10 protein-coding genes are annotated in these 12,428 nt (G+C 63.8%); 7 read left to right on the top strand and 3 right to left on the bottom strand.

Features of this window, described 5'->3' with window-relative positions; all coding sequences use genetic code 11:
• Positions 1 to 50: 50 nt before the first annotated feature.
• Positions 51 to 3,386 (top strand): adenylate/guanylate cyclase domain-containing protein, encoded by a 3,336-nt coding sequence (locus GWG67_RS10210; protein WP_275169217.1) that lies wholly within the window; start codon positions 51 to 53, stop codon positions 3,384 to 3,386.
• Between the two features lie 122 nt (positions 3,387 to 3,508).
• Here the strand turns inward: GWG67_RS10210 and GWG67_RS10205 are convergent, their stop codons facing one another.
• A complete protein-coding gene (locus tag GWG67_RS10205; RefSeq protein WP_275169215.1) occupies positions 3,509 to 4,732 on the bottom strand; it encodes a polyhydroxyalkanoate depolymerase in 1,224 nt (407 codons plus the stop codon).
• 171 nt (positions 4,733 to 4,903) lie between these two features.
• Here GWG67_RS10205 and GWG67_RS10200 point away from each other — a divergent pair, with 171 nt between their 5' ends.
• Positions 4,904 to 5,560 (top strand): glutathione S-transferase family protein, encoded by a 657-nt coding sequence (locus GWG67_RS10200; RefSeq protein ID WP_275169214.1) that lies wholly within the window; start codon positions 4,904 to 4,906, stop codon positions 5,558 to 5,560.
• A gap of 278 nt (positions 5,561 to 5,838) precedes the next feature.
• Here GWG67_RS10200 and GWG67_RS10195 read toward each other — a convergent pair whose 3' ends face one another.
• A complete protein-coding gene (locus GWG67_RS10195) occupies positions 5,839 to 6,063 on the bottom strand; it encodes a hypothetical protein (protein WP_027570609.1) in 225 nt (74 codons plus the stop codon).
• Positions 6,064 to 6,245: 182 nt separating this feature from the next.
• Here GWG67_RS10195 and GWG67_RS10190 point away from each other — a divergent pair, with 182 nt between their 5' ends.
• A complete protein-coding gene (locus GWG67_RS10190; protein WP_275169213.1) occupies positions 6,246 to 6,602 on the top strand; it encodes a hypothetical protein in 357 nt (118 codons plus the stop codon).
• Between the two features lie 9 nt (positions 6,603 to 6,611).
• On the opposite strand, the gene GWG67_RS10185 is transcribed toward GWG67_RS10190, so the two are convergent.
• Complete coding sequence (locus GWG67_RS10185; RefSeq protein WP_275169211.1) at positions 6,612 to 7,715, bottom strand: mandelate racemase/muconate lactonizing enzyme family protein; 1,104 nt, start codon at positions 7,713 to 7,715, stop codon at positions 6,612 to 6,614.
• Positions 7,716 to 7,892: 177 nt separating this feature from the next.
• Here GWG67_RS10185 and GWG67_RS10180 point away from each other — a divergent pair, with 177 nt between their 5' ends.
• The 4 genes from GWG67_RS10180 (at position 7,893) to GWG67_RS10165 (ending at position 12,162) form a co-directional block, all read left to right on the top strand.
• Positions 7,893 to 8,726 carry an AraC family transcriptional regulator gene (locus GWG67_RS10180; protein ID WP_275169210.1) on the top strand — a complete coding sequence of 278 codons (834 nt, stop codon included), beginning with the start codon at positions 7,893 to 7,895 and terminating at the stop codon, positions 8,724 to 8,726.
• A 135-nt stretch (positions 8,727 to 8,861) separates the two neighbouring features.
• On the top strand, positions 8,862 to 9,788 hold the full coding sequence (locus tag GWG67_RS10175) for an SMP-30/gluconolactonase/LRE family protein (RefSeq protein ID WP_275169208.1): 927 nt from the start codon (positions 8,862 to 8,864) through the stop codon (positions 9,786 to 9,788).
• A gap of 117 nt (positions 9,789 to 9,905) precedes the next feature.
• Complete coding sequence (locus GWG67_RS10170; protein WP_275169207.1) at positions 9,906 to 10,499, top strand: GNAT family N-acetyltransferase; 594 nt, start codon at positions 9,906 to 9,908, stop codon at positions 10,497 to 10,499.
• 16 nt (positions 10,500 to 10,515) lie between these two features.
• Positions 10,516 to 12,162, top strand: coding sequence for a GMC family oxidoreductase (locus GWG67_RS10165; RefSeq protein ID WP_275169206.1), 1,647 nt, complete (start codon positions 10,516 to 10,518; stop codon positions 12,160 to 12,162).
• Positions 12,163 to 12,428: the final 266 nt, after the last annotated feature.

The following is a 12,428-nucleotide window of genomic DNA, read 5'->3' as shown; positions in this document are numbered from 1 at the left end:
GCCGTGGTCCAAAATCCTGCTAACCGCCAACCACACGATCGGTGGAGCCAATGCAGATTGCGGAGTGGCTCGACAAACTGGGGCTTGGGCAATACGCAGAGCGTTTTGCCCAGAATGCAATCGACGTGGGCATCCTCCCCGAACTGATGGACGAGGACTTTGATAAGCTCGGAGTCCTGCTAGGCCATCGCCGCAAAATGCTGCGTGCTATTGCCGACCTCGATCCAGCCGCGTTGATCGCATCGCCGACGCCTCCTCAGGACGCCGAGCGGCGCCACCTCACCGTTATGTTTTGCGATCTGGTCGGCTCGACCGCGCTCTCGGCGCGTCTCGATCCCGAGGATATGTGGGAAGTGATCCGGGCCTACCGCGCCGCCTGCGCGAGCGTCGTTGCGGCTTATGACGGCAGGATAGCCAGGTTCGTCGGCGACGGAATACTCGTCTATTTCGGCTATCCTCGCGCCCACGAGGATGATGCGGAGCGCGCAGTGCGAGCGGGTCTCGACACTATCTCCGCAATTGGGCAGCTCAAAACAGGCGCCGACGAACGGGTTGAACTGCGCATCGCAATTGCGACAGGGCTTGTGGTGGTCGGTGACCTCATCAGCGGAGATGCGTCAGAGGAACAGGCAACCGTCGGCGACACACCAAACCTTGCCGCTCGGCTCCAGAGCCTGGCGGAACCGGGCGCGGTCGTCGTTGCTTCGTCGACGCGCCGGCTGCTTGGTGATCTCTTCACGTTTCGCAATCTCGGCCGCCGTGAGGTCAAGGGCATAGCCGAACCCATCGCAGTCTGGGCGGTGGAGGGAGCGATCGCATCCGAGAGTCGCTTCGAGGCGGTCCGCGCGGTACGCTCGACCGGTTTTGTCGGCCGCAGGGATGAGATCGAGTTCACTCTCTCGCGCCAGCGGCTGGCATGGCAGGGGCAGGGGCAGGGGCAGATGGTATTGATTTCCGGCGAAGCGGGCATCGGCAAGTCGCGCATTGTCGCAACGCTGTCCGAAAGCCCCTCGTTGGGGGCTCACCGCCGGGTGCGATATCAGTGTTCGCCCTACCATATCAACAGTGCGCTCCATCCCTTTGTCGCGCAGCTCGAGCGCGCCGCCGGCATCCGGTCGCACGACACGCCTGGGCAAAAGCTCGACAAGCTCGAGGCAATGCTGGCGCTTGGAACACAGCAGGTCGCCCAAGCGACACCGCTCATTGCGGCTCTCCTTTCGATTCCCACCGGCGACCATTGTCCGCCGCTGAGTTTGAGCCCGGCGCAGCAGCGGCGACAGACATTTGCCGCCCTTCTGGATCAGCTTGAGGGGTTGGCGCGAGAGCAACCCCTGCTGATTATCTGCGAGGATATGCATTGGGCCGATGCCACGACACTTGAACTGTTCGATCTCGCGGTCGATCGGATCAGAGGCCTGCCGATACTCGTGCTCATGACATCCCGGCCAGAGTTCGAGCCCTCCTGGTCGGGCCTTGCCAACGTTAGTCTGTTGCGGCTCGACCGACTCGATCGGCAGGACTCGCGCGCGCTGGTCGAACAGGTGGCCGTTGGTCGCCAGCTGCCACGCGAGATGATGAAGCAGATCATCGATAGGACGGATGGCATCCCACTATTCGTCGAGGAATTGACCAAGATGGTGCTGGAGTCCGGGCTACTCGTCGAAGATGCCGGGCGCTATCGCCTCGATAATCCGCTCCCGCCGCTCGCTATTCCCGCAACGCTGCAGGATTCGCTGATGGCGCGGCTTGACCGGCTGGCCCCAGTCAAGGAGTTGGCGCAGATAGGCGCCGCCATCGGTCGCGATTTTTCATACGCGCTGCTGAGATATGTGGCGGGACGCGATGATCTGACGCTGAGCGCTGCGCTAGCGCAACTCGAAGAGGCCGAACTGCTGGTGCGTCGCGGGGCTCCGCCCGAAGCAAACTATAGTTTCAAGCACGCTCTCGTTCAGGAAGCGGCCTACGAGAGCCTGCTCAAGAGCAAACGGCAGGTGCTTCACAAGCGCATCGGCGATGTCCTGCGCGAGAAGTTTCCAGTCGTCGCCGAGACTGAGCCGGAAGTTCTGGCACACCACTTCACTGAGGCGGGGCTGAACGAGGTCGCCCTCGAATGGTGGCGCAAGGCGGGCCTGCAGGCGCTGAAACGCTCCGCCTATTCCGAGGCGATTGCACATCTCGGCAAGGCGATTGCCGTCGCCGATGAGCTGCCCGATGAGCACGACCGGATGATGAGTAGGCTACATCTTCAAATCGCATATGGCCGTGCATTACGGGGCAGCCTCGGGCACAGCGCTCCCGAAACGGTAGCCGCATGGACGCGCGCCCGACAGTTCGCAGCCGACATCAATGACCCGGTTGAACTTGCGCCAGTCCATTCGGGTCTCTTCAATGCCTGCCTGACACACGGCGAACTCGCGCCGATGCGGGCGCTGGTGGATGCCATCGTGAACGCCGCTGAACGGCGACCGGACTCACCGGTGGCCGCCGTCGTTGCACATTGGACGGGCGGGGTTACCTGCTGGTTCGGGGGCGACTACTTGAACGCGAGAGTACATCTTGAGAAGGCACTAGAGATCTATGGTGACGAGCCGGATCCCGCGACGTTTAGGGGCTCGGCACTGGATCTCCCATTCGTGATCATGAGGTTTCTTGCCCTGGTGCTTTGGCCGCTTGGCAGGATCGCTCGCGCACGTCGCCTCGCCGTGGAAGCGATAAGTGCTTCCGGAGAAAAACGGGCGCTTTCTCAGGCCAATGCGCTTGTTCATCGAGCTGTGTTCGACGGACTATGCGGGGGCATGTTGCAGCAAACAGAGACGATCCTGGCGCTCGGTCTCGCTCGCGACCACACGATGCCGCTGTATGTGGCCGCCGGCACCTACCTGAATGGCCTGGCCAAGTGGCGTGCCGGCGACGGAATGGCCGGGCTAACGGAAATGCGTCGCGGCTGGACCTTGCTGCACGAGAATGACTGCTACCTCTGTGAGCCGTTTTGGGGGATGCATGTCGCGATGGCGGATGCAGAGTCGGGCCGACTCGAAAACGGGCTGGAAATCTTGAGCGGATTGATCACATGGGCGGGGCAATCCGGTCAGCATTGGCTTGATGCCGAGCTGCATCGCGTCTACGGGGAGCTTTTGTTGCGTCATGATCCTTCGGACCTAGCCAGTGCCGAAAATGCGCTAAACCGAGCGCTGGAAATCGCACGGCACCAACGGGTGAAGACTTTCGAGCTGCGCAGCGCCCTTGGACTTGCACGCCTGCACAAGACAAATGGCCGAGCGGGCGCGGTATCCGAGGTGCTCGCTCCCGTGCTCGCTGAATTCGATGCGGAGCGCAATCTTCCCGAAGTCGTTGAAGCCAGAGAGCTGCTCAAGCAAGTGCATTAGGCACGTGCGGTTTCTCTAGCTAGCCGTTTGGTCAGGAGAGGCGTCGAGATCCTGCCCCAGCATCTCCGGTCGCCTCACTGCAATGCGCGTTCGCTCGTGACGTACGGGCCAGGGCTGACGGGTTACGAATTCACGTGCACGAAATCCCGCAGCAGCGGGTAGATCTCGTTATTCCAGCGCTTGCCCGAGAACACGCCGTAATGGCCGACGCCGGCCTGCATGTGGTGGACGCGGCGGTAGGCGCGCACGCCGGTGCAGAGGTCTTGCGCGGCCAGCGTCTGGCCGATCGAGCAGATGTCGTCCTTCTCGCCCTCGACCGTCATCAGCCCCATGCGGCTGACGGCCTTGGTGTTTACCGGACGTCCCCGATGCATCAGCTTGCCCTGGGGCAGAAGGTGCTCCTGGAATACGTCGCGCACCGTCTCGATGTAGAATTCCGCGGGCAGGTCCATCACGGCGAAATATTCGTCGTAGAAGGTCTTGATGCTGGCCGCCTTCTCCTTCTCGCCCTTGGCGATGTGATCGGCGAGATCGATGTGCTGCTTGATGTGGCGCTCGAGATTCATCGAGACGAAGGCGGTGAGCTGCACGAAACCTGGATAGACTTTCCGCAAGGCACCGCGGCACTGCACCGGCACGTAGTTGATCAGGTTCTGCTCGAACCAGTCGATCGGCCTGCTTTTGGCGAATTCGTTGACCCTGGTCGGCTGGATGCGCGTGTCGATCGGGCCGGCCATCAGCGTCAACGTCGCCGGCCGTGAAGGATGGTTGCCCTCGCACATGATCGCGGCGGCCGCGAGCGCCGAGACCGAGGGCTGGCAGATCGCGACCATATGCGGGCGCGGGCCCAATTGGCCGAGGAAGTCGATGAGATGCTCGGTGTAGTCGTCGAGCCCGAAACGGCCCTCGCTACGGGGAATGTCACGCGGATTGTGCCAGTCGGTGATGTAGACATCGTGATCCTGCAGCAGCGTCTTCACGGTGCCGCGCAGCAGCGTCGCGAAATGGCCGGACATTGGAGCCACCAGCAGCATGCGCGGCTGCTCGCCCACGCCCTCCTTCTTGAAACGCAGCAGCGAGCCGAACGGGGTCGCGTAAGCGATCTCCTCGGTCACGGCGACTTCGCGATTGCCGACCATGACGCTGTCGATGCCGTAGGCGGGGCGGTGGTAGGTGAGGGTGGAGCGGGAGATCAGCTCAAGCGCGGCCGACAGACGGCCGACGACCTGATCCGACAAGCCCTGAGGCACCAGATTGAGGAATCTGAGTGCGGACGAAGCCCCCGACCGCCACGGCGCCGTCAGGTCCATATGGTTCTGAAAGGCCTGATAATACATCGACATCATACTGAAACGCCCACCTGTCCCCGTGCTGCTATGCAATATCGGAGCCAAACCTGGGATGGGCCGCCCTCAAGATTGGCACGTCGCTTGCTGCTCTTTTCGCGGGAAGCACAGGCGGTGCGCACTCCCGCAGAGTCCGGCAGGGTGCGAGTCACAGGCGTGAGGGAAGGCCACATGGCGAAGGCGACACTGACCATCAGCAGCAAGAACTATTCGTCCTGGTCGCTGCGTGGCTGGCTGCTCACGAAATTTTCCGGGCTCGATTTCGAGGAGATCGTCACCGCGCCGGACGACGCGTCGGCGCGCGCCGAAATCCTGCTGTTGTCGTCGTCGATCCTGGTGCCGTGCCTGCGGCACGAGGGCGCGATCGTCTGGGACACGCTGGCGATCGCCGAATATCTCAACGAGGCGATGCCGAACGCCGGGCTGTTGCCCGCGGATCGCATCCAGCGCGCGCATTGCCGCTCGATCTGCGGCGAAATCCATTCCGGCTTCACCACCTTGCGCGCCTCGCTGCCGGTCAATCTGAAGGGGCACTTCCCGGGCTTCAAGATCTGGTCGCGCGCGCAGGCCGATATCGATCGCGTCTGGGCGATCTGGCGCGACTGCCTGGACAAATCGGGCGGGCCCTTCCTGTTCGGCGAGACCCGTACCATGGCTGACGCGATGTACGCCCCCGTAGTGACGCGCTTCGTGACCTATAACGTCAAGCTCGAGCCGCAGCTGCAGGCTTATGCCGATACCATCATGGCCATGCCGGAGATGAAAGAATGGATCGCGGCGGCAAAGGATGAGCCGGCCGAAATCGAGGAGCTCGAGGTCGAATATTAGGCAGGCCGGGTGCCATTTGCCTGTTTTGCGAGCGAGCATCCAACCGCCGCGCCCCGCAGTCATGTCATTGAAGCCGTTAACTTTTGACGCCCGTGGCCGGTTGGGCCTGCTCAGGCGCTGCGCAGATATTGTATGCGCCTGCTGGCCGGTTGCGACATCTAGCCGTGAACAGGCGCGTACGGGGCTCTACGGCTGATTCGGACGTGATTCGTTCGGGCCGCGTTCCGAAGGTTAAGCCGGGACGCGGCACCGTTGCATTTTGAGACAGACGCCGGTGCTCAGGCTACGCCCGAATGCTTCATGCGCGGGACGCGCCAGCCGATGACTGTAGCTTCAACCGCGACGCCGGCCGCGTGGTTCTGCCAGCGTCCCTCGACATAGCGGCAGGCGAACGGCAGCTGATAAGTCCCGCTGTGGTCCTCGCACAGCACTTCGACTGCAAGGCCAGGCGGCGGTTCTCCGGCGCCGTCGAATTCCGCCAGTCGTCTGTCGCGCGTTGCCATCAAAAAACTCCCCTAAACAAAGCCGCAGAAGGAGCGCCCATTTCCTCCGCATGCAGATCATCGCTCCCCGTCCGAGGGAACAGCCGCAAGCTCAACGCGAGAATGCGGTGCGAGTGTGGTAGCCTCGACAGGCGGCGTGCAAAAAGCGCACATTGCCGTGATTGATTTGACGAGGAACTTGCATGCTGCTTCGAAGCGCCGGCGTCTGTTTCGCGATGTTGCTGCTCGCTACGCTGGCGATTGCGCCGGTCCGCGCGCAGGACGTGCCCGGCATCGAGATCTGCACCGTCGAGAAGACCATGGAGCGCCGCACCAGCTGCCTCCAGAGCAACGTCGACTTCCTCCAGAAGACTATCACCAAGCTGAACCTCGATCACCAGCAGAAGCTGGATGCCGCGGGGCGCCAGATCGATGCGTTGAAGACGACCGTGGCCGGCTTGCAGAAGATGCTCGGCGATCTCCAGGCCGCGCAGGCGAAGGCCGCGGAGGATGTGAAGAAGAAACAGGATGCGCCGCCGCCGAAGGATGCGGCGAAATAGGCGCCGCGCTCAGGCGACGCGATATCGCTCCATCACGCTGCGGTCGGGCTCATAGCCGAGTCCAGGTCCGGTCGGCACCGCGACATGGCCGGTAGCATCGACATCGGCGCGGCCGCCCCAGAGGCAGGCCTCGCGCTTGAGGTAAAACATCTCCACCAACCCGTCGCCGCGCCCCGCCAGGAGATGCAAGGTCGCCAGCAGGCCGGGGCCGAAATATGGGGAGTGCGGAACGATCTTGACGCCGAGCCGATCTGCGAGCGCCGCAACCTTCAGAAATTCCGTGATGCCGCCGACCTTGATCACCGACGGCTGGGCGTGGCTGACCGCGCCCGCATCCATCATCTGGCGGAATTGATATTCCGTGCAGGCGTTCTCGCCGGCAGCGACGCCGAGCCCGCCCTTGCTGCGGACCTCGGCGAGCGCCGCAAAATGCTCCGGCGGCCAGACCGGCTCCTCCAGGAACATCGGCTGCGCGTCGCGGCATGTCCTGGCGAACGCGATCGCCTCTTCGCCTGACAGCGGGCAGTTCATGTCCACCATCAGCGGAATGCCGGGCCCGATCGCCGCGCGCGCGGCAAACACCGCCGGTGCCGTGGTCTCGTGCAGCTTGATGGCGCCATAGCCGAGCGCGAGCGCCTTCTTGCATTCGGCAGCGATGTTGTCGGGCGAACCGATCCGCAACAGGCTCGCATAGGCCGGAATGGCCGGGCGTCTGGTGCCGCCGAGCAGGCGGTGCAGCGGCACGTCCTTGACCTTGGCGGCGAGGTCCCACAGCGCGATGTCGAGCCCGGAGATCGCGAACATGGTGATGCCGTAACGCCCGAACAGATGCAGATTGCGCTGGATTTGCTCCATCACCGCCGGAATCCCGGCGGCATCGGGAACTTCCAGCCCACGGGCCTGCGGTGCGATCATTTCATCGACGGCACTGCGCGTGGTGCGGGGGCAGACATAGGCGAAGGCATCGCCCCAGCCGGTCAGCCCGGCGTCGGTGCTGACCTCGACCATCACCATGTCGAGGGCGGTGATCGCCGAGGCGCCTTGGCGGAAGCTCGCGACACCGGCGTCATAGGGGATGCGGATATGGTGCGCCCGCACGTCGGTGACTTTCATGACGCGGTTCCTCCTGCTTTCTGGTGAGCGGTTTCAAGGATGTCCCGAGTGTAGCCATGAACGCCCGGACGTTGCCAGTGGCTGCTCCGGCGTTATCCTCTTGCGGGACCGCAACACCGATCAAGCGAAACCCGCGGACTTCGGTGCATCATGGTCGCGCTTCGAACGAGAAACGCCATGAACCCAGCCCAGCGCGCGCTCTGGTATGTCGAGAGCCATCTGGCCGAGCCGATGACGCTCGACGAGATCGCTACGATATCGGGCGTGTCGCGGTTCCACATCGTGCGCGCGTTTGCCGCAGCCACCGGGCTGCCGGTGATGCGGTACGTGCGCGCGCGGCGGCTGACCGAAGCGGCGCGCAGTCTTGCGAACGGCGCGCCGGACATCCTGTCGCTGGCGCTGGAGGCAGATTACGGCTCGCACGAAGCATTCACCCGCGCGTTCCGCGACCAGTTCGGCACCACGCCCGAAGCGGTGCGGGCCGCGCAATGCACCGGCCATCTCAAGCTTCAGGAGCCGATCCTCATGGATTCAACCATCGCAGACAAACTCGCCGTCCCGCGCTTCGAAACCACAAAGGCCTTCCTCGTCGCAGGCATCAACGAGCGCATCTCCTGCGACAACGGCGCGGCCATTCCTGGACTGTGGCAGCGCTTCCACCAGGAGGTCGCCGACATTCCCGTGCGCGTTGGATCGGTCGCCTATGGCGTCTGCTGCAACGGCGACGATGCCGGCAATTTCGACTACATCGCCGGCGTCGAGGTCGACGATTTCTCCGAGCTGCCGCGCCGCTTCGGCCGCATCCGTATCCCCGAGCAGCGCTATGCGGTGTTCACCCACGCCGACCACGTCGCCTCGATCAGGCGCACCGTCAACGCGATCTGGAATCAGTGGCTGCCGGCCTCCGGCCTGAAGGCTGCCGATGCGCCGAACTTCGAGCGCTACGACGAGAAATTCGATCCCGCCACCGGCAATGGCGGCCTGGAGATTTGGATACCCGTGCGAGATTAGCGTGCAACGCTGGCATACCATCCCGCTTGCTTGGCAAGCCCCGGCGACTTTGTCATAACCGCAGGCAATCTTGCGTGTGGGGCCCGTGCCGGACATCCCGTGCAAGTCATAACAAGCAGCCGGGAGGGTCCCCACATGTCCAACGTCCGCGTTCTCGCCACCGACCTCGAATTTCCCGAAGGGCCGGTCGTGATGCCGGACGGCTCGGTGGTGCTGGTGGAAATCCGTGGCCAGCGCCTGACCCGGATCCATCCCGACGGCCGCAAGGAGATCGTCGCGAAGATGCCGGGCGGCCCGAACGGCGCAGCCCTCGGCCCCGACGGCAAGATCTACATCTGCAACAATGGCGGCTTCTCCTGGATCCCGACCCGCAACATGGTCATGCCGGGTCCGCAGCCCGACGATTACCTCGGCGGCTCGATCCAGTGCGTCGATCTGCAATCCGGCCAGATCGAAACCGTCGTGACCAGTTGCGGCGAGCACGATCTGCGGGGGCCGAACGATCTGGTGTTCGACAAGCAGGGCGGCCTCTGGTTCTCCGATCTCGGCAAGCGCCGCGCACGCGAGATGGACGTCGGCGGCATGTACTATCTCAAGCCTGGCATGAAGGAGATCGTCGAGGTCGTGCACGGCATACTGCCGGCGAACGGCATCGGCCTGTCGCCGGACGAGGCCACCGTCTACATCGCGGAGACGCCCACCGGTCGGCTCTGGGCCTACGAGCTCTCCGCGCCCGGCACGCTCAAGCCGCGCGATGTGATCTATCGCGGCGAGCGGGGCAAACCGATCTGCGGCCTCGGCGGCTACCAGATGTTCGACTCGCTGGCGGTCGAAGCGAACGGCAATGTCTGCGTCGCCACCCTCGTCTCCGGCTGCATCTCGGTGATCGCGCCTGACGGTACCCTGGTCGAGCAGGTGCCGACCGGCGACCGCGTCACCACCAACATCGCCTTCGGCGGCCCCGAGCTGAAGACCGCCTACATCACGCTCTCAGGCAAGGGCGAGCTGATCGCCATGGACTGGCCGCGCGGCGGATTGCCTCTCAATTTCCTAAACAAATAAACGGTGCTAGTGACCGTCATTGCGAGCGAAGCGAAGCAATCCAGGAATGCGTCCGCGGTGACAGTATGGATTGCTTCGTCGCTTCGCTCCTCGCAATGACAAAGGAGAGAGTTTCAAATGCCCTGGCCTGATCCCATCACCCTGCGCGGACAGCATGCCGGTCTGGAACCGCTGTCGCATCAGCACCGCGAGGGGCTGATCGAGGCCGTGAAGGACGGCGAGCTCTCTACCATCTGGTACACCGCGATTCCGACGCCGGACAACATGGGCAAGGAAATCGACCGCCGGCTCGGTCTTCAGGCCGCGGGCTCGATGCTCCCCTTCACCGTGCTCGATGGCAGCGGCAAAATCGTGGGCATGACGACCTATATGAACATTGATGCCGCCAACCGCCGCGTCGAGATCGGCTCGACCTGGTATGGCAAGAGCGCGCAGCGCGGTCCGCTCAACACGCAGTGCAAGCTGCTGCTGCTCACCCACGCCTTCGAAACCCTGGACTGCATCGCGGTGGAATTCCGCACCCACTTCTTCAATCACCAGAGCCGCCGCGCCATCGAGCGTCTTGGCGCCAAGCAGGACGGCATCCTGCGCAGCCACCAAGTCGCGCCGAACGGCACGCTACGCGACACGGTGGTCTACAGCATCACCGCGGCCGAATGGCCGACGGTGCGAACGCATTTGAATTATCAACTCAACGACAAGCCGCGCTAGAGGCGGCCGAGGCACCATGGACAGATTTGATTATGTGATCGTCGGCGCGGGCTCCGCCGGTTGCGTGCTCACCAGCCGGCTGAGCGAAGACCCCGCTACCAGCGTCTGCGTGCTCGAGGCGGGCCCGAGCGACTGGCATCCCTACATCCATCTGCCGGCCGGCTTCATCAAGACCTTCCACATGAAGAGCATCAACTGGGCCTACCAGCAGGAGGTCGGGCCCTGGACCGGCGGGCGCAGCATCTATGCGCCGCGCGGCAAGACTCTCGGCGGCTCGTCCTCGATCAACGGCCATATCTACAATCGCGGCCAGCGCATGGATTTCGACACCTGGGCGCAGATGGGCAATCGCGGCTGGGGCTATGCCGACGTGCTGCCCTACTTCCGGCGGCTGGAGAAACGCGTCGGCGAGGGCGAGGACATTTATCGCGGCCGCGATGGCAATCTCACGGTTACCACCATGAACTGGCGCGATCCGCTTTGCGAAGCCTTCATGGAAGGCGCGGTGAGCCTCGGCATTCCGCGCAACCCCGACTACAACGGCAAGACCCAGGAAGGCGTCTCCTACTGCCAGCGCACCATCGACAAGGGCTTGCGCGTCTCCGGCGCCACCGCGTTTCTCAAGCCCGCGATGAAGCGTCCGAACGTCCATGTCCACACCCACGCGCATGCGACCGAGATCATCTTCGAGGGCAAGCGCGCCGTCGGCGTGCGCTACACGAAGGGCGGTAGTGGCGGCACGCCGATCGAAGTCCGCGCCAACAAGGAAGTGATCCTCTCCGGCGGCACCTATAATTCGCCGCAGCTCTTGCAGCTCTCCGGCATCGGCTCGCCGGATTTGTTGGGCGCCCACGGCATCGCCGTGCGTCACGCGCTGCCGGTCGGCGAAGGCCTGCAAGATCATTACGCCCCGCGTACGGTCGCCCGCGTCAAAGACATCAGGACCATCAACGAGCTTCGTCGCGGTTGGCGTCTCTGGGTCGAGGCCATGAAATGGGCGACGGCGCGCAAAGGCCTCCTCTCACTGTCGCCGACCATGGTCTATTGCTTCTGGCACTCCGGCGAGAGCGCGGACAGCTCCGACCTCCAGCTCACCTTTACGCCTGCGAGCTACAAGGAAGGCGTGCAGGGCCAGCTCGAAGACGAGCCCGGCATGACGGTGGCCTCCTGGCAGCAGCGCCCCGAGAGCCGCGGCTATGTCCGCATCCGTTCGTCTGATCCGTTCGCGCCGCCGATCATCCAGACCAATTATCTCGACGCCGAGCTCGACCGTCGCGTCATCGTGGGCGGCATGAAGCTCGCGCGCAGGCTTTTGAAGAGTGCGCCGCTGTCGCCCTATTACGCCTACGAGGATTTCCCTGGACCCAACATCAACACCGACGACGAGTTCCTGGCCGCCGCCACCGAGCGCGGCACCACCACTTTCCACCCCGGCTGCACCTGCCGCATGGGCCCGGCGGATTCCACCTGGGCGGTGGTCGACGACAAGCTCCGCGTCCACGGATTGCAAGGCCTCCGCGTGATCGATGCGTCGGTGATGCCGCGCATGATCTCGGCGAACCTCAATGCCTCAACCATGATGATCGCCGACCGCGCCTCGGACCTCATCCGCGGCAAGCAGCCAATGGAAGCCGCGCGTGTACCGGACGCCGCGGTGGCGTAGCAAGGTCTCGTGCCCCGGACGCAGCGCAGCGCTTCCCCGGCGATGCGAAGCATCGTCCGGTGCAGCCGTGCGCTGCAGAGCCGAGGCCCATCTCACGTGACCTTCGTGCGCCTCCTGGCGATTTGAAGCGCGAGTTGGAGAAGGCGATGCTCGCCCTTGCTCCGTCATTGCGAGCGCAGCGAAGCAATCCAGTATCTTTCCGCGGAGGCAGCCTGGATTGCTTCGCTGCGCTCGCAATGACGAGGTGGAGAGAGTGAGCCATACTC

This window comes from Bradyrhizobium sp. CSS354, from assembly GCF_029051725.1.
Taxonomy (GTDB): Bacteria; Pseudomonadota; Alphaproteobacteria; order Rhizobiales; family Xanthobacteraceae; genus Bradyrhizobium.
Note: the sequence above shows the minus strand (reverse complement) of the source record. Positions and strands in the feature narration are given on the sequence as shown.